The organism is Pseudomonas sp. D8002 (assembly GCF_013385695.1).
Lineage (GTDB): Bacteria > Pseudomonadota > Gammaproteobacteria > Pseudomonadales > Pseudomonadaceae > Aquipseudomonas.
The window spans coordinates 1-20,470 of record NZ_JACAPM010000051.1 but is presented as its reverse complement, the minus strand read 5'-3'; the positions used below and the strand labels follow the sequence as shown (position 1 = coordinate 20,470).

At 61.9% G+C, this 20,470-nt stretch carries 17 protein-coding genes; 9 read left to right on the top strand and 8 right to left on the bottom strand.

Annotated features, from left to right (window positions below):
- From benB to HX807_RS27305, 4 genes are all read right to left on the bottom strand, one after another.
- A complete protein-coding gene (gene benB, locus HX807_RS27320; RefSeq protein WP_102604627.1) occupies positions 1-489 on the bottom strand; it encodes a benzoate 1,2-dioxygenase small subunit in 489 nt (162 codons plus the stop codon).
- Positions 486-1,862 (bottom strand): Rieske 2Fe-2S domain-containing protein, encoded by a 1,377-nt coding sequence (locus HX807_RS27315; protein WP_003210841.1) that lies wholly within the window; start codon positions 1,860-1,862, stop codon positions 486-488. Before HX807_RS27315 ends, benB begins: the two co-directional genes overlap by 4 nt.
- A gap of 85 nt (positions 1,863-1,947) precedes the next feature.
- The gene (locus HX807_RS27310; protein WP_008433834.1) at positions 1,948-2,907 is read right to left on the bottom strand and encodes an AraC family transcriptional regulator; all 960 of its coding nucleotides are present in this window, start codon (positions 2,905-2,907) and stop codon (positions 1,948-1,950) included.
- Between the two features lie 118 nt (positions 2,908-3,025).
- Positions 3,026-4,426 (bottom strand): DHA2 family efflux MFS transporter permease subunit, encoded by a 1,401-nt coding sequence (locus HX807_RS27305; protein WP_177051661.1) that lies wholly within the window; start codon positions 4,424-4,426, stop codon positions 3,026-3,028.
- Positions 4,427-4,689: 263 nt separating this feature from the next.
- On the opposite strand from HX807_RS27305, the gene HX807_RS27300 reads away from it, so the two are divergent.
- From HX807_RS27300 to HX807_RS27285, 4 genes are read left to right on the top strand one after another with little or no spacing between them, the layout of a single operon-like run.
- Positions 4,690-5,535: an ABC transporter substrate-binding protein gene (locus tag HX807_RS27300; protein ID WP_177051659.1), complete on the top strand. Its 846-nt coding sequence runs from the start codon at positions 4,690-4,692 to the stop codon at positions 5,533-5,535.
- 16 nt (positions 5,536-5,551) lie between these two features.
- Positions 5,552-7,060, top strand: coding sequence for an amino acid ABC transporter permease/ATP-binding protein (locus tag HX807_RS27295; RefSeq protein ID WP_102369136.1), 1,509 nt, complete (start codon positions 5,552-5,554; stop codon positions 7,058-7,060).
- A gap of 17 nt (positions 7,061-7,077) precedes the next feature.
- Positions 7,078-7,743 (top strand): GntR family transcriptional regulator, encoded by a 666-nt coding sequence (locus HX807_RS27290; protein WP_003210850.1) that lies wholly within the window; start codon positions 7,078-7,080, stop codon positions 7,741-7,743.
- Positions 7,744-7,757: 14 nt separating this feature from the next.
- Positions 7,758-8,609, top strand: coding sequence for a DUF1989 domain-containing protein (locus HX807_RS27285; RefSeq protein WP_008433843.1), 852 nt, complete (start codon positions 7,758-7,760; stop codon positions 8,607-8,609).
- A gap of 30 nt (positions 8,610-8,639) precedes the next feature.
- On the opposite strand, the gene HX807_RS27280 is transcribed toward HX807_RS27285, so the two are convergent.
- From HX807_RS27280 to HX807_RS27265, 4 genes are read right to left on the bottom strand one after another with little or no spacing between them, the layout of a single operon-like run.
- Positions 8,640-9,614, bottom strand: a complete 975-nt coding sequence (locus HX807_RS27280; RefSeq protein WP_177051657.1) for an ABC transporter permease — start codon at positions 9,612-9,614, stop codon at positions 8,640-8,642.
- Positions 9,611-10,603, bottom strand: a complete 993-nt coding sequence (locus HX807_RS27275; protein WP_102369138.1) for an ABC transporter permease — start codon at positions 10,601-10,603, stop codon at positions 9,611-9,613. Before HX807_RS27275 ends, HX807_RS27280 begins: the two co-directional genes overlap by 4 nt.
- Positions 10,590-12,125, bottom strand: a complete 1,536-nt coding sequence (locus HX807_RS27270) for a sugar ABC transporter ATP-binding protein (RefSeq protein ID WP_177051655.1) — start codon at positions 12,123-12,125, stop codon at positions 10,590-10,592. The genes HX807_RS27275 and HX807_RS27270 overlap by 14 nt, the downstream gene beginning before the upstream one ends.
- Positions 12,125-13,111, bottom strand: coding sequence for a sugar ABC transporter substrate-binding protein (locus HX807_RS27265; RefSeq protein ID WP_003210861.1), 987 nt, complete (start codon positions 13,109-13,111; stop codon positions 12,125-12,127). Before HX807_RS27265 ends, HX807_RS27270 begins: the two co-directional genes overlap by 1 nt.
- 265 nt (positions 13,112-13,376) lie before the next feature.
- Here HX807_RS27265 and HX807_RS27260 point away from each other — a divergent pair, with 265 nt between their 5' ends.
- From HX807_RS27260 to HX807_RS27240, 5 genes are all read left to right on the top strand, one after another.
- The gene (locus tag HX807_RS27260; RefSeq protein ID WP_177009926.1) at positions 13,377-13,763 is read left to right on the top strand and encodes a cupin domain-containing protein; all 387 of its coding nucleotides are present in this window, start codon (positions 13,377-13,379) and stop codon (positions 13,761-13,763) included.
- A gap of 68 nt (positions 13,764-13,831) precedes the next feature.
- Positions 13,832-14,242, top strand: coding sequence for a DUF3757 domain-containing protein (locus tag HX807_RS27255; RefSeq protein ID WP_177051653.1), 411 nt, complete (start codon positions 13,832-13,834; stop codon positions 14,240-14,242).
- 225 nt (positions 14,243-14,467) lie between these two features.
- Positions 14,468-15,709, top strand: a complete 1,242-nt coding sequence (mexE, locus tag HX807_RS27250; RefSeq protein ID WP_008433857.1) for a multidrug efflux RND transporter periplasmic adaptor subunit MexE — start codon at positions 14,468-14,470, stop codon at positions 15,707-15,709.
- Positions 15,710-15,724: 15 nt separating this feature from the next.
- The gene (locus HX807_RS27245; protein ID WP_003210869.1) at positions 15,725-18,904 is read left to right on the top strand and encodes an efflux RND transporter permease subunit; all 3,180 of its coding nucleotides are present in this window, start codon (positions 15,725-15,727) and stop codon (positions 18,902-18,904) included.
- The gene (locus HX807_RS27240; protein WP_008433861.1) at positions 18,901-20,316 is read left to right on the top strand and encodes an efflux transporter outer membrane subunit; all 1,416 of its coding nucleotides are present in this window, start codon (positions 18,901-18,903) and stop codon (positions 20,314-20,316) included. The genes HX807_RS27245 and HX807_RS27240 overlap by 4 nt, the downstream gene beginning before the upstream one ends.
- Positions 20,317-20,470: the final 154 nt, after the last annotated feature.

Here is a 20,470-nt window from a genome sequence, read left to right as displayed (position 1 = left end):
TCAGATGTGGTAGATATCGATGACCTGATGGATGTAGTCGTTTTTCAGCACCACCTTCTTGCGCGTGATCAGCGGCTGTTCGGCGCGGATGTCGAGGCGATAGAACGAGGTACCGAAGTACGTATCCGTGGTCTTGTAGCGATGGCTGAGGGTTTGCCAGTTGAAACGCAACTCCACGTGCTGCCCGTCGTCGGCCAGCACTTCGAGGTTGGTGATCAGGTGCGCGGTGCGCGGCTCCGGGGTGCTGGCGCTGGAGCGCTCGGTCTTGATCCGGAACACCCGGTCTTCCAGGCCGTCGCGGCTGGGGTAATAAATCAGCGAGATTTCTCTCTGGGGGTCTTCGGTCAGCGTGTCGTGGTCGTCCCAGGCCGGCATCCAGTACTCGACCTTGGGTGAATAGCATTCGAGCCACTCATCCCACTGGCGGTCATCCAGCAGGCGGGCTTCGCGGTACAGAAAGTCCAGCAGGCGGTCACGGGAAGCACTCATGCCAGCACCTCCTTGTCCGTCGCGATCAAGCCTTGCTGCTCCCGTTCGATAGCGCGTTGCAGGCTCTGGGCCCAGTGGGCGTGCTGGCGCACGAACAGGCCTTCGTCCTCGGTCTTGACGCCACTGAGCTGCGGATTCATGCCCATGGCCCGGGCGTTTTCGTCAGGGCCTTCGACCCACTGTTTGGCGCCGCGGCTGAGGTCATTCCACAAGGTGGTCGCGCCCTGGTAGCCGGTCTGGCAGGCGCGGAATTCTTCCAGATCGTCCGGTGTACCCATGCCGCTGACGTTGAAGAAATCTTCGTACTGGCGGATGCGCGTGGTGCGTTCCTCGGCACTTTCGCCCTTGGGCGCCATGCAATAGATCGTGACTTCGGTCTTGTCGACCGCGATTGGCCGTACCACGCGGATCTGCGTGGAGAACTGGTCCATCAGGTACACATTCGGGTAGAGGCACAGGTTGCGGGTTTGGTCGACGATAAAATCGGCGCGTTCCTGGCCCAGGCGCTCGGCCAGCGCCTCGCGATGGGCATGCACCGGACGCACTTCGGGGTTGAGCAGGCGCGTCCACAGCAGGATATGGCCATGCTCGTAGGCGTACACGCCGCCCAGGCTTTTCGACCAGCCATTGGCATCCACGGTGCGCGTGCCTTCGGCTTCGTAATTGCGCCGGCCCATGGTCGCCGAGTAGTTCCAGTGCACGGAGCTGACGTGATAACCGTCGGCGCCGTTTTCGATCTGCAGCTTCCAGTTGCCGTCATACACATATGACGAACTGCCCCGCAGCACCTCCAGCCCCAGCGGGGCCTGATCGACCATCTGGTCGATGATCACCCGGGTCTCACCCAGGTAGTCGCTCAGCTCCGGCACCGTCTCGCTGAGGCTGCCGAACAGGAAGCCGCGATAGTTTTCGAAGCGACCAAGGCGTTTCAAGTCGTGGGAGCCGTCACAGTCGAAGCTGTCGGGGTAGGCGCCGGTCTTGGCGTCCTTCACTTTGAGCAGCTTGCCGGCGTTGCTGAAGGTCCAGCCGTGGAACGGGCAGGTAAACGAGCCTTTGTTGCCTTGCTTACGGCGGCAGAGCATGGCGCCACGGTGGGCGCAGGCGTTGACCAGGCCGTGCAGCGTGCCGTGTTTGTCGCGGGTGATGACCACGGGCTGGCGGCCGATCCAGGTGGTGAAGTAGTCGTTGATCTCCGGCACCTGGCTTTCGTGCGCCAGGTAGACCCAACCGCCTTCGAAAATGTGCTTCATTTCCAGGGCAAACAGGTCGGGGTCGGTGAAGATGTCGCGGCGGCAGCGGAACACCCCGGTGGCGGGATCTTCCTGGACAGAGTCGCGCAATTGTCGGGCGAGTCGGTCGAATGTGCTGATCATGGGGTAGGCCCTCGGTTGTTCTTGTATCAGGCCCCCCCACCTTATGTGCTTGCCCTACCCCTCAATATCCGCTGACTGCAATTCGTTATCCGCCTGGCGCGAGCCGGCGCTTCCACGTTTGCGAGGGCAGCTCGCCAAAGCGTTTGCGATAGGCCTCGGAGAACCGCCCCAAATGCACAAACCCATGATCCAGCGCCACCTCCGTCACGCTGCGCGCCGTGGCCAGTTGCAGCATGGCGTGCACCCGCTCCAGCTTGCGCTGGCGCATGTAGTCACGGGGTGACAGGCCGACCTGGCGTTCAAACAAGGTATACAACGAACGCTCGCTGACCCTGGCGATGGCCATCAGTTGTTCGACGCTGATGTCGTCGGCCAGGTGCTCCTCGATGAACTGACGCACGGCTTCAAAGCCCCCACCCTGATCCGGTCGCGGAATCACCCGCAGGACGTTGCTGGCCAGCAGCGCCAACAGCTTGTTCGCCACAATGCGCTCGTACAGGCCCTGCACTTCGGGTTCGGCGGCGTTTTCGGCCTCATGGCAGATCAGCCCCAGCAATTGCAGGAACCCACCCATTTCGGCAAGTGCGTGGCGCGGCGCCGCAAAACGGATGCCCGGCTGCGGCAACGTCCAGTGCTGCTCAAGGCAGGCGTTTTCCAGCAGGCGCACGGGCACCTTGACGATGAATTTTTCGCAGTCGGCGGAATAGGTCAGGTCTACCGGGTCATCCGGGTTGATCAGCAACACTTCGCCGGGGCCCAACACCTGCTCTTCGCCACGGGAGCTCGAGCGGCAGTGGCCATGCAGCAGGATCTGCAGGTGGTAGATGGTTTCCAGCGCCACCGAGGTCACCCGCACCGGCGCGCCGTAGCTGATGCGGCACAGGTCCAGGCTGGAAAAGGTCCGGTGGCTGATGCTCGCCTGCGGGCGGCCCTTGGGCGGCAGGCGGATGCAGTGGCTGCCGACATGCTGGTTGACGTAGTCGGACACGGCATAGGCATCTGCACGGTCGAAAATCTGGCTGCGCTCACTCAATAGCACGGTCATGGTTGCGCCTTTTATTGTTATGGGCCCTGCGTATGTACTTCACCGCAGAGTGATGCGGGGGACGCAAGCCGTCCAATATTCAATAGGTGTTGCGTCATACCCCGAAGGTATCGTGGGTTCACTTTCGCTGCAAAACCGACTCACCGGCCTGGGGCGGCAGCCGCAGGTTATCCAGCAGCGCCACGCCGGCGATCACCGCCACTAAAAGAAACGTCAGCTGGAAATCGGCGGTGGCGGCCTGCCCGGTATTGCCGTGAAAATTCATGGCAAAACGTAACAACAGCGCGCCAATCGCCACGCCCATGGCCATGCTCAGCTGGAAGAACATGCTGAACAAGGTTGAGGCGTCGCTCATCTGCGCCTTGGGTATATCAGCGAACCCCAGGGTGTTGAACAAGGTGAACTGCATGGAGCGTGACAGGCCACCCACGAACAGAATGAACAGGATCAGCGTCCAGCTCATGCGCTCGTCCAGCAATGCACAGGCCGCAATCGCCAGTACGCCAAGGATGCCGTTGATCATCAGCACCGAGCGAAAGCCCCAGCGCTGCATCACCGCCGTGGTGAACGGCTTCATCGCCAGGTTGCCGGCAAATACCGCGAGCACCAGCAACCCCGCATCGAATGCAGAAAGGCCGAACGCCAGTTGAAACATCAGCGGCAGCAGGAACGGCAAGGTGCTGATGGCCACCCGGAAAATCGACCCGCCGCACAGGCACACACTGAACGTGCGCACACTCACCACACCCAGCGCCAGCAATGGTTGGGCATGCCGGCGCATATGGCGCCAGGCAAAGGCGCCGAGCATTACGCCTGCAGCGCTGAGTAACAGGCCCTGCAACAAGCTGCCACGGCTTTGCCCGAGCAGTTCCACGCCGTACAACAGCGCCGCGCTGGCGACACCCACCAGCAGGAAGCCGCTGAAATCGAATGAGCGGGACGTCACCTCGTCGTGTTTGGGGATCAGTACCAGCGTGGCGATCAGCGCCAGCAGGCCCAGCGGCAGGTTGAGGTAGAAAATCCACGGCCAGGACGCGTGGGTAACGATAAACCCGCCCACAGGCGGCCCGAGTATCGGCGCCACCAGGCCGGGCCAGGTGATGAATGAAATCGCCCGCACCAGGTCTTTTTTCTCGGTAGCCCGCAGCACCGCCAGGCGCCCCACCGGCACCATCATCGCGCCGCTGATGCCCTGCAACACGCGCGCGGCGACGAAGGTCTGCAGGCTGTCGCTCCACCCGCACAGCAGTGACGACAGGCTGAACAGCACGATTGCCCAACCGAATACCCGCCGCGAGCCAAAGCGGTCGGCCAGCCAGCCGCTGATGGGAATGAACACCGCGACGGCGAGCATGTAGGCGCTCATGCCGATGTTCACGTCCACCGCGCCCACGCCGAAGGTTTTGGCGATGTCCGGCAACGCGGTCGCGATCACGGTGGCATCGAGGTTCTCCATGAAGAAGGTGACGGCGACCAACAAGGCAATCAGGGTTGAGCGGCGTTGGGAGGTCGACGTCATTGCTGTTCACTCATGGTTTCGAACCGGCACTTTATCAATAAGTGCGTCCTTTATGGTCCGCGAAATGCCTGCCTCACAACGTGGCGCCCGGTAACGAATTGCCCCGAATTGGGGTGCGCGCTTGCAAAAAACGGCTGTCTCACGCGTCAAAACCCATCAAAAACCTGGAAAAGTCATTAGTTGGCACGATAACCGCTTATTAGCTAATACAGGATTGTTGAACAATCCAAATCTCCCTGCATCCAGCAACCGAGGCGACGAACATGCAAAAAGGTCTGACGGGCAAGAACACCCTGCGCACATTGGCGCTAGCGATCACCCTGGCGTGCGTGACGCCGCTGCTGTCGGCTGCCGAAATCAAGGGCCCCCTGAAACCGGGAGAGCTGTCCATCGGCTCCGACCTCACCTACCCGCCTTACACCTACCTTGAGCAAAAGACCCCGGCCGGTTTCGACCCGGAGTTCATGCAACTGATGGGCAAGCAACTGGGGCTCAAACCACGTTTTCTCGACACCCGCTTCGCCAACCTGATCCTCGGCGTCAACGCCCGGCGTTTCGACGTGGTGGCCTCGGCACTGTATGTCACGCCAGAACGCGCCAAGCAGGTGGATTTCCTCAGCTACCTGAAGACCGGTTCTTCGCTGATGGTGCTCAGCGCCGGCGACTTCAAGCCCCAGCGCCCGGAAGACCTGTGCGGCAAGCGTGTCGGGTCGATCAAGGGCGCGTCGTGGGTGCCAAAGCTGAACAAGGTTTCGGCGGACTACTGCCTCCCAGCGGGCAAGCCAGCGATCGAGTCGCGTGAGTTCCCGACGTCGCCGGAAGCCGCCCAGGCCCTGCTCGCCCAGGCGGTGGACGTGCAGATGGAAGACGCGGCGGTCGCCAAGATCACCGTGGAAAAACTGCAGGGCAAAACCGTGATCAGCTCCAACGAATTGATCTACCCGGTGGTGGTCGGCCTGGCCGTGCGCAAGGAAAACCCGGCACTGCTCCAGGCGCTGACCGGCGCCCTGAGCCAGATCAAGCAGGACGGCAGCTACGGCAAGCTGCTGGCGCGCTACAACCTGGCCGAGCCGAACGCCGCCGAGATCAGTGCGGCACTGGGTAACTGAAACGCGGAGCACCTTTATGCAATTCGATTGGCACTACACCCTGGGCTTGTTATGGAACGGCGACTTCTGGCGAGCCGTCGGCACCGTGGTCGAACTGAGCCTGGAAACCTGGCTGCTGGGCATTGTGCTGGGGTTTTTCCTGGCCCTGGCGCGGCAGTCGGAGCGCCGCTGGCTGCGGGACTCCGCTGGCGTCTACATCTGGTTCTTCCGCAGCCTGCCGTTGCTGGTGCTGTTGATCTTCGTCTACAACCTGCCGCAGGTGTTTCCGTCCACCAGCGTGGTGTTGTCCAACCCCTACTCCGCGGGCCTGATCGCCCTGGTGCTGAGTGAGGCGGCCTACATCGCCGAGATCCATCGGGGCGGCCTGCTAGCGGTGGTCAAGGGGCAGCGCGAAGCCGGCAAGGCGCTGGGCGTGGGTTATCGCGGCGTGCAGCGGTTGATTGTGGTGCCGCAGGCGCTGCGGGTTGCGTTGCCGACACTGGCCAACGAATACATCACCATCGTCAAGCTCACCTCGCTGGTGTCGGTGATTTCGCTTTCGGAAATTCTGCTGGTGGGCCAACAACTCTACACCCAGAACTTCCTGGTGATGGAGACCATGCTGGCCGTGGCGTTCTATTACGTGTTCATCGTGACGGTGTTCAGTTGGCTGTTGCGGGTGCTGGAGAATCACCTGGACGTGACCCGGCGCAAACCCAAGGCCATCGCCCCCGCCGTGCTCGACCAAGTGGCGACGCGTCGTGCCCCCGGCCAGGCCGAGCCCGGTGAGTTTGCCTTGCAGGCTCGCGGGGTGCGCAAGGCCTATGGCGAGCTGGAAGTGCTCAAGGGCGTCGAACTGAATGTGCGCTGGGGCGAGGTGGTGTCGATCATCGGCCCGTCAGGCTCTGGCAAGACCACGCTGATTCGTACCATGAACGGCCTCGAAAGCCTCGACCGTGGCGAAATCACCCTGCAAGGCCAGCCGTTCCTGCGTGGCAGCCAGGAGCCGCAAGGCGCGCTGGGGCACAAGGTGCATATGCGCGGCATCGTGCATGTCGGCATGGTGTTCCAGGGGTTCAACCTGTTCCCGCATAAAACCGCCCTTGAGAACGTGATGCTCGCGCCGGTCTACCATGCCCATGGTAGCGGCGAAGAACTGCGCCTGTTGAGCCTGGCCCTGTTGCGCAAGGTCGGCATGCTGGAGCACGCCGGCAAATACCCGCACCAGCTATCCGGCGGGCAACAGCAACGGGTGGCGATTGCCCGCGCCCTGGCGATGCGGCCCTCGGTGATGCTGTTCGATGAACCCACCTCGGCCCTCGACCCGGAACTGGTGGGCGACGTACTGGCGGTAATCGAGGAATTGGCTCGCGAGGGCATGACCATGGTCATCGTCACCCATGAAATGAACTTCGCGTTCAAGCTTTCCGATCGTGTGGTGTTCATGGAAGGCGGCGAGATTATCCAGGACGCCGCACCGCGTGACATGCTCGAGCAACGCAGCGAACGCATGACCAAGTTCCTCAAAGACGTCCAACTGGCGTGAGCCCAAGGAGCCCCGACGTGAGCCAAGCCAAGGAACCCAGCCTGTCGCTGGCCGACCAGGTTGCCATCGAACTGCGCGAAGACATCATCGGCGGCCGCCTGCTGCCCGGCATGCCGCTGGTGGAAAGCGAACTGGTGAACGCCTACAACGCCTCGCGCAACACGGTGCGTGAAGCCTTGCACCACCTGGGCCGCGAAGGCCTGACCAGCTACGTGCGCAACAAAGGCGTGATCGTGCGCCGCCTGGGGGTGGAGGAAGTGCGTGACATCTTCAAGGTGCGACGCACCCTGGAGCTGCAGGCCATCGCCGCCAGCAAGCCGCTGCGCGAATACCAGTCCGACCTGATGCTGGAGTCCATCGAGGCTGCGCAACTGGCCCAGGACCGCGAGAACTGGCAAGCCTTCGGCACCCACAGCCTGCGCTTTCATCAACACATTGTCGGGCTGATGCGCAGCCCGTTGCTGGACGAGTTTTTTACCCATATTGCAGCCCAGATGCGCCTGGTGTTTTCCAACGCGCCCAGCGAGGAAACCTTCCAGAAGCCCTGGCTTGAGCGCGACCGGCAGATTCACGACTTGCTGGTTGACGGCCACAAGCAAGCCGCCGGCGAAGCCCTGGCCAGCTACCTCAATGACTCCGAATCGCTGCTGCTGGACATCCTGAGCAGCATTCCAAAACCCTGAAGCGAGGACCCACCATGTACAAGGACTACCCAGCGGCCTACCAAGTCAGCAAAGGCGCTGCCTTGCAGGTCGACAAAGCCTTCTATGACCGCGTGCGCGAGTCCCGGGACGGCCGCACCCTGATCGAGCAATTCGAAGTGCCGATCCGCACCGGCCGAGCCTGGAAAGTACCGGCAGGCCATGTGTTCCGCGTGACCACGCCGGTTGGCCCGCAGGTTGGCGACTTCAACGTGTGGAGCGCCAACGACCCCCGCGAACGCATGTGGGCGGCACGCACCCGCCAGCTGCAAGGCGCGCACGTCACCACCTACGACCGCCTGTGGTCGAACCTGCCGTTTTTGCGGCCGATGGTCACCATCACCGACGACAGCCTGGCCGACTATGGCATCGACGAACACGGCGGGCGCCTGCATGACTTGCTGGGCACGCGCTGCGACCCTTACGTGAACAAGATGCTCACCGGCGAAGACTTCCACCACCACTGCCACTCCAACCTGACCCGCGCCGTGCTGCCCCATGGCCTGACCGAGTTCGACGTGCACGACGTGCTGAACATTTTCCAGTGCACCGGCCTCAATCACGACGACATGTACTTCATGAAAGCCTGCCCGGCCAAGCAGGGCGATTATTTGGAGTTCTTCGCCGAAATCGACCTGCTGTGTGCCCTCTCCACCTGCCCCGGTGGCGACCTGTCGCTGCCGATGTGGGGTCCGGATGCGGAAGACCCGTTGAAGGTCTGCCGTCCGCTGGGGGTGGAAATCTACCGCCTCGACGACGCGCTGCTGGAGGGCTGGAAACAACCCGAGCGCGCGGCCTATAACGGCAACCATGGCCTGTTGATTGCCAAGGCCGACTGGGAAAAGTAAAGGGCAGACCCACACCTGGGGCGCGGCGCCTCAGGTGTTCTGCGCAATCCTGCGGCTGACAAAACTGAAGGCCAGCACGATAAAAATCAGCACGCCGGTTGCCACCTGCTGCCAGTAGAAGTTCCAGCCGATCAACAGCAAGCCATTGGCGATGACGTTGATGAACAGCACCCCCAGCAACGTGCCCGGAATATTCGCCCGGCCCTGGCGGTTCAATGTGGTGCCGATAAACACCGCACCAATCGCATTCAGCAGGAACGCATTGCCCGACAGCGGCACGTAGGCGCTCACCGTCGAACTGAGCAGGATCCCCGCCACCGCGCACGCCAGCGCCGCCGCCAGCACCGTGGTGGTGACGATGCGCCGCACCGACAACCCCGAGTAATACGCCAGCAGCGGCTGGGTACCCTGGGCCAGCAGTTCGCGCCCCAGGCGTCCACGGGCCAGCAACAGGCCGTAGACCACGGCCAATACCAGCAAGATCAACAGCGGCAAGGGCTCGCCCAACGGGCTGAAGCTCGCCAGTTCCGGCTTGAAACCCTGGGCGATATAAATTGGCTGGCCGCCGTCCGAGAGCAGTTGCTGGGCACTGGTGCCGATAAACAAGGTGCCGAGGGTGGCCAGGAACGGGCTGATCCGCAGCCCCGCGATCAAGCCGGCATTGAACAGTCCTACCAGCAGCCCGGCGGCCAACGCACCGGCAATCGCCACACCCAGCCCGTGCCCGGCGTTAAGCAACACCACGAAGCTGAAGCTGGCGAAATCCAGCGCGGTGCCTACCGACAGATCGATGCCACCGGCCGCCACCGCATAGGTCATGCCGATCGCAACAATCGCCAGCAGCACGAAGTTATTCAGCACCAGGCTTTTCAGGTTGCCGCCACTGAGAAACCCCGGGGCCTGCCAGGCAAACACCACCACGATGGCCACGAACACCAGCGGCAACGTCAGGGGCAACAGCGAACGCCAGCCGCCATGGGCTTGCAGGATGGATACCTGACTCATGAATGTTCTCCCCGGTTCAATGCGCTGGAAGCGGCGACCACCAGCAGAATCAGCACGCCCTGGACACCGTTGACCCAGAAGCTCGATACGTTGAGCAACTGAAACCCGTTGATCAAAAAGCCGATCAACAGCGTCGCGAGCAAGGTGCCGGGGATGCTTGCCACCAGTCGCCGGGAAAACACCACGCCAAGAAAGGCTATGGCGACCACCGACAACAGCATGTCACCGGAGCCGGTGGTGCTGCCGCTGAAAAATGCCGCTGAACACAAAGCCGCCACCGCGGCACACAGCCCAGAGAGCAAATAACTGGAGAGTACGTAGGCCGGCACTCGAATCCCGGCGGCCTCGGCGGCGTGCGGGTACTCGCCGACGGCATGCAGGCGCAGCCCATAGGCGGTGTGCTGGATCAGCAGCGTCAACACAAAGGCCGTCACCAGCAACACCCAGGCGAGTGCCGGCACGCCCAGCCAGGTCCCGCCACTGAGCAGGTCGAGCAACGGTGAGTCAGTCGAGACCACGGTGTTTTCGGTGAGGACCAGCTCCAGCCCGGCCAGTACATTCATGCTTGCCAGCGTTGCGAGCAACGGTGGCAAGCGCAGCACCACCACGGCCAGGCCATTGAGCAGGCCCACCGCCAGGCCGCAACCCAAGGTCAGCAGCAGGCTTGCCCACAGGTCGAGGCCTGCGTTGTTGAGTCGACTGAACACGGCCGCGCACAAGCCCAAATTGGCCGCCAGCGACAGATCAAGCCCGCCCGCCACCACGTTGGAGCCGCCGCCGATAATCACGCAGGTCAGGCCAAAGGCAAGTACGCCGAGGATCGCCGACTGGCTGAACACATTCGCGATATTGCCGACTGAAAAGAAGTTCGGCGCGGCGACGGCAAAGCCCAGCAAAATCGCGAGGAATACGCCCACCGAGCCGCGCCGCAACAGCAGTACCCATAACCGTTGGGACAAGCCAGGAGTAGCAGCTTCAAGCAGGGACATGCGCCACCTCCTGTTTCACCTGCACAGCCACTGTGGACTGCACCGCACCCGTGGCACACGCCAACAGTTGATCACTGTCCGCCTCACCGGCATGGAACTCCCCGGCTATTTCGCCGCGATGCAACACCAGGATGCGGTCGCAGATCCCCAGCAGCTCGGGCAAATCCGAAGACAGCACCAGCACCGCTGCGCCCTCTTCCACCAGCCGCCCGATCACGCGATAAATCTCGACCTTGGCGCCGACGTCCACACCTACGCACGGTTCGTCCAACAGGTACACCGCCGAGCGCCGGCTCAGCCATTTGCCCAGGGCGACTTTCTGCTGGTTGCCGCCGCTGAGCTGGCTGACGGCAGCCTGCGGGCCCGGCGTCTTGATCGCCAACTCGTCGATCAGCCGCAGGCTTTCGGCCTGCTCCTTACGCTGGCTCAGTAACCCCCAGCGACTGAAACGCCCAAGCCCGGCGAGCGTGAGGTTTTCCAGCACCGACAGCAGCGGTGAAATCCCCTGGCTGCGGCGTTCTTCCGGCACCAGTGCAATCCCTTGGGCAATGGCTTCTCCGGGTGAACGCAGGCGCAACAAACGCCCCTCCAGATGAATGCTGCCGCTGTCGGCGCGCACCACACCGAACAGGGTCTTGAGCAGGTCCTTGGCGCCCGAGCCGACCAGCCCGGTGAGGCCGACGATCTCGCCCCGACGCAATTCCAGGTCGATCTGCCGGTAGCGCCGGGCCAGGTTCAGCCCACGCACCTGCAGCAATGGTTCGCCGCGCTCGACCTGCGCCTTGGGGTACATCTCCTGGACCTCGCGGTTGACCATCAACCGCGCAATCTGCGCGCTGGAGGTGTGCCGTGGCTCAACCACGGCCACATCTCGACCATTGCGCAACACCGTCACTTCATCGCACAGGCTGTCGATTTCCTGCAGGTAATGGGAGATGTAGAGAATCGACAAACCCTGGTCCCGCAGGCGCTTGACGATCCGCAGCAGCTGGTCGACTTCGCGCTTGACCAGCGCCACGCTGGGCTCGTCGAACACCAGGATCTTCGGCTGGCGAATCAACGCCCGGGTGATTTGCAGCACCTGGCGCTCGGCGCTGTTCAGCTCGCCTACCAACGCGTCGGCGGGCAGTTGCAGCTCAAAATATTCCGCCAGCAAGCGCTCGGCCTCGCGCTGCTGCCGGCGCCGATCCACAAACGGACCCCGGCGTAATTCATGGCCGAAAAACAACGCCTCGCCCACGGTAAAACTCGCCGGTAACAGCCGCTCCTGATGGATGAACTGCACGCCCAGCGCGTCCACCTGGCGCGGCGACAGTGCGGCATACGGCTGGCCGTCAATGCTCACCTGCCCCGAGTCCGCTTTGTGGATCCCCGCCAGGACCTTGATCAAGGTCGACTTGCCGGCACCGTTCTCGCCAACCAGGCCGTGAATGGTGCCGCGCTCGACCTTCAGGCTCGCATCATCCAGCGCCAGGGTGGCGCCGAAGCGTTTGCGCAGGTGCTGCAAGTGCAACGCGGCCATCAATCACCCCGCAGTTGCTGGACCTGCGCCAGGTTGGCGGCGGTGGTCAGCAGCGTCGGCACATGGGTTTCCTTGGGCAGGTCACGCTGCCCGGCCAGGTAGCGGGCCACGTTCTGCACAGCAGTCTTGCCGATCAGCGCCGGTTGCTGGGCGACTACCGCGCCCACCGGCGAATTGGCCTGGCCGAGCAGCTCCAGTACCTCCGGCGTACCGTCCACGCCGTAGGTCTTGATCTCGGTGCGCTTGGCGTCGATCAACGCCTTGCTTGCCCCCAGTTGCGGAATGTCCCATGCCGCCCAGATCGCCGAGACACTGCCGGCCGGGTACTTGTTGAGCAACGCGGACACCTGGGAATAGGCATCCTGCACGGTGTTGGGGATCACATCCCGCAGCTCCGGCTCGATGATTTCCAGTTGCGGGTGATCCTTGAGCGCCAGCTTCAACTGGTCGTAGCGAATCGCACACACCGGCACGCCGTAGAAGCCGTTGAACACCAGGATCTTGCCCTTGCCGCCAGCATCCTTGATCAGTTGGTCGGCCAGGGCCTTGCCGGTGGCGACATTATCCGAGGTGGTGTTGTTGAGGCTGTACTGCGACGGCGCGTCGATGGTGAACAGCGGGATGCCGGCCTTGCTGATGCGCTTGAGCCACGGGTCGATCACGCTCAGGGTGCCGAGGGTCTGGATCACCGCATCGGGCTTCTGGGTGACCACGGTTTGCAGTTGGGTCACCAGGTTCTTGTCATTGCGCCCTGCATCCAGGGTGATCGGCGTGCCGCCGAGGCGCTTGATCTCATCGACCTGGGCCTGGAAGGCCTTGATATCGAAGTAGTGACTGGTGCCGGTCATGCTCACGGCAATGCGCTTGCCGGCCAGGGACGGCACCGCGTCATCGCCCTCGGCGGCCTGGGACACGGCGGCGTGGCCCAGCAACAACGCTGCGCCGAGCAAGATGTAACGTGAACGCGAGAAAAAGGTGCAAGGCATACAGGGCTCCGCTGAGCAACGGGTGAAAGGGTTCACCTGTGTGCATTGCAGAGCCCATGCCATAAATTATTTTCAATAAAATCAACGCGATAAAAACAATGGACAAGGCCTTGCTGTCTCGAGCAAACCACAACTGCCCGACTGCTGTTGCCCAGCCAACAGTTGCACACACCCGGGACCGTCGCGCGCTGCACGATCATTCAATATCCGGCCAGCCGTTAGGCCTAACTTAAGGCTCCAATGTCCTGAAACCCTGGAACCTACAATGCCCGCCTCCCACGCTTCGACGAATTACGCCTCGATCAACTTCGCCCAGAAATACGCCCTGTTCAGCGAGCAATGGGCGCCCAAGGTCGTCGCGCAGATGAACGACTACCAGTTCAAGGTGGTGAAGATTGAAGGTGACTTCATCTGGCACGACCATGCCGACACCGATGAAACCTTTATCGTCCTCGAAGGCACCCTGCGCATCGACTTCCGCGACGGCGCGGTGACCATCGGCCAAGGGGAAATGTACGTGGTGCCCAAGGGCGTCGAGCACAAGCCGCACGCATTGGGTGAGGTGAAGTTGCTGTTGATCGAACCCTGCGGCGTGCTGAACACCGGCAGCGAGGGTGGCGAGCGCACGGCAATCAACGACGTGTGGATTTAGCACCTTCCGGCGTTGCCTGTTTGGGCTAGTCTTTACCTCACAGTTACTCCAGACCAGGAGCACGCGTGATGAACAGGCAGCTCAAGAAAACCTCAGCCCTCGTGATTGCCCTGATGGCGTTGATGGGCAACGTCTACGCTGGCACTGGCGCCTGCCCGCCCACCGATGCCCTTAAAGATACGTACAAAAAGACGCCGACCGGCGAAGTGGTCGCCTACACCGCGTCCGGCCCGGACGGTCGGCAATGGACCGGGCAAAACCCGATGACAGAGCAGAAGGACCTGCACCAGGTCCACTTTGAAAAGGCGGTGATCCAAAGCAGCCAGGGCCAGTCGTCTGTGGCATGCCACTACCTGGATCAGAACCATGAACCGGTAAGCATGACCCTGAAAAACCAGCTCAATGCCAGGCCTCTGGGCAGCGCATGGTCAGGCAACGAATGCACGACAACCAACCCGGCGCTCTGTACATTTGAATAGCAGACACGCCCGACAATTTATGCGGCGCGCTGTTCCTTGCATCTTGCGCAACAGTCCTTTGTCATCAACAGCATTGATAGCTCCCTAACGAAAGCCCCATGCTAGAGGGCTCGCTTTACGCTTATATCATTCCGAATGATAGTTACCTTTGTTTCATTCGATTCGTGAGATAGCACCCTGCCGAGCATGATCCGCCCATCTTAAATACATTGGCGGATGCACCTCATGGAACAGTCACTCAAACATTTGCGCTATCCCTTGGCCATTTTGGCCGTGATGGTGATGAGCGCCTGCGGCAAAGCGCCCGAACAGGCAGCCGCCATGCCACCAAGCCACGTCAGCGTGGCCAAGGTGCTGGAACAACCGGTCAATGAGTGGGACGAATTCACCGGCCGGCTCGAAGCGCCGGAAACCGTGCAGATCCGTCCGCGCGTGTCGGGCCAGATCGATCAGGTCGCCTTCACCGAAGGTGCCTTGGTCAAGAAAGGCGACCTGTTGTTCCAGATCGACCCACGCCCATTCCAGGCCGAAGTGCGCCGCCTTGAAGCACAACTCGCACAAACCAAGGCCGCCGCCACCCGCAGCGATAACGAAGCCCAGCGCGGCGAACGCCTGCGCCAGAGCAATGCGATCTCCGCCGAGCTGGCCGACTCGCGCACCACCGCCGCCCAGGAAGCCCATGCGACTGTCGCCGGCATCCAGGCGCAGTTGGACCTGGCCAAGCTGAACCTGAGCTTCACCCGTGTCAGCTCGCCCATCAGCGGCCGCGTCAGCCGTGCCGAGATCACCGCCGGCAACCTGGTGACCGCCGATGTCACCGCGCTGACCAGCGTGGTGTCCACCGACAAGGTCTACGCCTACTTCGACGCCGATGAACGTGTGTACCTCAAGTACACCGAACTCGCGCGCCAAGGTCGCCGTGGCGCGACCACCCCGGTGTACCTGGGCCTGTCCAATGAAGACGGCAACCCGCACCTGGGCCAGATGAACTTCGTCGACAACCAGGTCAACCCGGCCACCGGCACCATTCGTGGTCGCGCCGTGTTTGATAATAGCAAGGGCGAATACACCCCAGGCCTGTATGCGCGCCTGAAGCTGGTAGGCAGTGGCACCTACTCCGCCGTGCTGATCAGCGACGAAGCCGTGGGCACCGACCTGGGCAAGAAATTCGTGCTGGTGATGGACGGCGACAAGCCTGCCTACCGCGCGGTGGAGCTGGGTCCGAAGATCGAAGGTTTGCGCATCGTGCGCAGCGGCCTGACCAAGGACGACACGATCATCGTCAAGGGTTTGCAGCGCGTTCGCCCGGGGTCGCCGGTTGCACCGGAAACCATCCCGATGGCCAGCAAGGAAACCCTCGCCGCCTTGGCACAACAACGACAAGCGCTTGAAGCCAGCAACCTGGAGCAAGTGGCGCCGGATAAAGCCGCGCCCAAGCTCGCAAGTACAGCGACTCCACGCGGTTAAGGGATACGACTCAAGATGAATTTTTCCAAGTTCTTCATTTCGCGGCCGATCTTCGCAGCGGTGCTGTCGCTGTTGATCCTGATCGCCGGCGCGATTTCACTGTTCCAGCTACCGATCAGTGAATACCCGGAAGTGGTGCCGCCGACCGTCGTGGTCCGTGCCAACTTCCCGGGCGCCAACCCCAAGGTCATCGGTGAAACCGTGGCCGCGCCTCTGGAGCAAGCCATCACCGGCGTCGAGAACATGCTGTACATGTCCTCGCAGTCAACCGCCGACGGCAAGCTGACCCTGACCATCACATTCGCCCTGGGCACCGACCTGGATAACGCGCAGGTACAGGTGCAGAACCGGGTAACCCGGACTCAGCCCAAACTGCCCGAGGAAGTGACGCGCATCGGTATTACCGTGGACAAGGCCTCTCCCGACCTGACCATGGTGGTGCACATCACCTCCCCCGACCAGCGCTACAACATGCTCTACCTGTCCAACTACGCGATCCTCAATATCAAGGATGAGCTGGCACGGCTGGGCGGCGTGGGTGATGTGCAGCTGTTCGGCATGGGCGATTACTCCCTGCGTGTGTGGCTGGACCCGAACAAGACCGCCTCGCGCAACCTGACCGCCACCGATGTGGTCACGGCCATTCGCGAACAGAACCGCCAGGTGGCGGCCGGTGCCTTAGGCGCGCAACCTGCGCCGAATGACACCAGCTTCCAGCTGTCGGTCAACACCCAGGGCCGACTGGTCACTGAGGAAGAGTTCGAGAATATCGTCATCCGTGCCGGCGCCAACGGCGAAATCACGCGTTTGAAGGACATTGCACGGGTTGAGCTGGGCTCCAGCCAGTACGCCCTGCGCTCGTTGATCGACAACCAGCCGGCCGTGGCGATCCCGATCTTCCAGCGCCCGGGCTCCAACGCAATCGACATCTCCAATGAAGTGCGCGCCAAGATGGCGGAGCTGAAACAGAGCTTCCCGGAGGGCATGGATTACCGCATCGCCTATGACCCTACCGTCTTCGTACGTGGCTCCATCGAGGCCGTGGTTCACACCCTGTTCGAAGCACTGATCCTGGTGGTGCTGGTGGTGATCCTGTTCCTGCAGACCTGGCGTGCGTCGATCATTCCATTGGTGGCGGTGCCGGTATCGTTGATCGGTACCTTTGCGGTGATGCACCTGTTTGGCTTCTCGCTCAACGCGCTGTCGCTGTTCGGGCTGGTGTTGGCGATCGGTATCGTGGTGGACGACGCCATCGTGGTGGTGGAGAACGTCGAACGGAACATCGAATTGGGCCTGGAACCGTTCCCGGCCACTGAAAAGGCCATGAGCGAAGTAACCGGCCCGATCATCGCGACCGCGTTGGTACTGTGTGCGGTGTTCATTCCAGCGGCATTTATCAGCGGCTTGACCGGCCAGTTCTACAAGCAGTTCGCCTTGACCATTGCGATCTCGACCGTGATCTCGGCGTTCAACTCGCTGACCCTGTCGCCCGCACTGGCAGCGGTATTGCTCAAAGGCCACAACGCTCCGAAAGACGGGTTCTCCAGATTCCTCGACAGGATGCTGGGCGGCTGGTTGTTCAAACCGTTCAACCGCTTCTTCGACAAGGCCAGCCATGGTTACGTCGGCACGGTACGCAGGGTGATCCGCGGCAGTGGTATCGCGCTGTTCCTGTACGCCGGCCTGATGGTCCTGACCTGGATGGGCTTTGCCCACACGCCGACCGGTTTCGTACCGGCCCAGGACAAGCAATACCTGGTGGCCTTCGCGCAATTGCCGGACGCCGCGAGCCTGGACCGTACCGAAGACGTGATCAAGCGCATGTCCGACATCGCCATGAAACAGCCCGGCGTGGAAAGCGCGATCGCCTTCCCCGGCTTGTCGATCAACGGTTTTACCAACAGCCCGAACAACGGCATCGTGTTCGTGACCTTGAAGCCGTTCGATGAGCGTAAAGACCCGAGCCTGTCTGCCGGTGCGATTGCCGGTGCACTGAATGGCAAGTACAGCAGCATCCAGGAAGCCTACATGGCGATCTTCCCACCGCCGCCGGTACAGGGCCTGGGTACGATCGGCGGGTTCCGCCTGCAGGTCGAAGACCGTGGCAACCTGGGTTACGACGAGCTGTACAAAGAAGTGCAGAACATCATTACCAAGAGCCGTGGCGTGCCTGAGTTGTTCGGCCTGTTCACCAGCTACACGGTCAACGTGCCCCAGGTCGATGCTGCCATCGACCGCGAAAAGGCCAAGACCCACGGCGTGGCGATCAGCGACATCTTCGACACCCTGCAGATCTACCTGGGCTCGTTGTATGCCAACGACTTCAACCGCTTCGGGCGCACCTATCAGGTCAACGTGCAGGCTGAGCAACAGTTCCGCCAGGATGAAGACCAGATCGGCCAGCTGAAAGTGCGCAACAACAAAGGCGAGATGATTCCCCTGGCGACCTTCATCAAGGTCAGCGACACCTCGGGCCCGGACCGCGTGATGCACTACAACGGCTTCATCACCGCCGAGATTAACGGCAACGCCGCACCGGGCTACAGCTCCGGCCAGGCCCAGGCGGCGATCGAGAAACTGTTGAAAGACGAACTGCCCAACGGCATGACCTACGAGTGGACCGACCTGACCTATCAGCAAATCCTCTCGGGCAACACTGCGCTGTTCGTGTTCCCGCTCTGCGTACTGCTGGCGTTCCTGGTACTGGCCGCCCAATACGAAAGCTGGAGCCTGCCACTGGCGGTGATCCTGATCGTACCGATGACCCTGCTGTCGGCCATCACCGGGGTGATTATCTCTGGCGGCGACAACAACATCTTTACCCAGATCGGCCTGATCGTCCTGGTGGGCCTGGCCTGTAAGAACGCGATTCTGATCGTCGAGTTCGCCAAGGATAAACAGCAGGAAGGCCTCGATCCGCTCGCTGCGGTACTGGAAGCCTGCCGTCTGCGTCTGCGGCCGATCCTGATGACCTCGTTCGCCTTCATCATGGGTGTAGTGCCTCTGGTGATGTCCAGCGGTGCCGGTGCCGAGATGCGCCATGCCATGGGTGTGGCGGTGTTCTCCGGGATGATCGGCGTGACCTTCTTCGGTCTGCTGCTGACGCCAGTGTTCTATGTACTGATCCGCCGGTTTGTTGAACGCGGTGAAGCGCGCAAAGCGGCCAAGGCCTTGAAGCTGGAGACACAGCAATGAGCGTGAAAGTATTTTTGCCGAGCTTGCTGGTACTGGCGCTGAGCGCCTGTGCCGTGGGCCCGGACTATAAAACCCAGCCACTGGAGGCGGCCAACGTAACGGCCGCCGCCGACGCCAAGCAGTACGACCACGCGAAGTTCGAAGGCATCTGGTGGCAACAGTTCGAGGACCCGACCCTTAACCAGTTGGTGACTCAATCCCTGCAAGGCAACCGTGACCTGCGGGTGGCATTTGCCCGCCTGCGGGCAGCCCGGGCGATTCGTGACGACGCTGCCAATGACGTGATGCCGGTGATCACCAGCCGTGTCAGCAGCGATGTGGGCAAAGGCCAGATCCCCGGCCAGACCACCCAACGTGTCAACAGCGAGCGTTATGACCTGGGCCTGGACATGGCCTGGGAAGTGGACTTGTTCGGCCGCATCCGCCGCAACCTGGAGGCCAGCGACGCTGACCAACAGGTTGCCGAAGCTGACTTGTATCAGCTGCAAGTGACGATGATTGCCGAGCTGGTGGACGCTTACGGTCAACTGCGGGGCGCGCAACTGCGCGAGAAAATCGCGGTGGCCAACCTGAAGAACCAGGAAGACTCACGCGGTATCACGGTCAGCCTGCGGGATGCCGGTGTGGGCGATCAGCTCGATGTGGTGCGGGCCGATGCGCGTCTGGCGGCTGTAGAAGCCAGTGTGCCGCAGCTGCAGGCCGAGGAAGTTCGCGAGCGTAATCGTATCGCTACCCTGCTCGGTGAGCGGCCGGACAAGTTGAGCGTGGATTTGAGCCCGAAAGATTTGCCGGCGATTGCCAAGGCGTTGCCGATTGGTGATCCGGGGCAACTGCTGCAACGTCGTCCGGACATTCTCAGTGCCGAGCGTAAGTTGGCAGCGGCCACGGCGCGGATTGGGGTGGCCAAGGCTGATCTGTTTCCGCGGGTGAGCCTCAGTGGGTTCCTCGGGTTTACCGCTGGGCGGGGTTCGCAGATTGGGTCGGCGGCGGCGAATGCCTGGTCGCTGGGTCCGAGCATTACCTGGGCGGCGTTTGACCTGGGCAGTGTGCGGGCAAGGTTGCGTGGTGCGGATGCCGAAGCGGATGGCGCCCTGGCGACTTATGAGCAGCAGGTGTTGCTGGCGCTGGAAGAATCGGAGAATGCCTTCAGTGATTACGGCAAACGCCAGCAGCGGTTGGTCTCGCTGATTCGTCAGAGTGAGTCGAGCCGGGCTGCTGCGGATCTGGCGGAGATTCGTTACCGCGAAGGGACGGTGGACTTCCTGGTGTTGCTGGACGCGCAGCGTGAGCGTTTGGCCGCCGAGGACTCCCAGGCTCAGGCCGAAGTGGATCTGTATCGTGGGATCGTCGCGATCTACAAGGCGTTGGGCGGTGGGTGGCAGCCGAGTACCACGATTGCCAGTGCCAAGTGATTTGACTTAAAGAGCTCCTTTGGTTGGTCGCATCCAGCCAATTTTTAGTCCCGTGCCGTCATTCGGTCGCGGGGCTTTTTTTTTGCTCGCTTGTGGTGTGTGCATATCCGTTATTTGGGTGATGGCTTATATCGGTTCCGCTCTTACAGCGGCT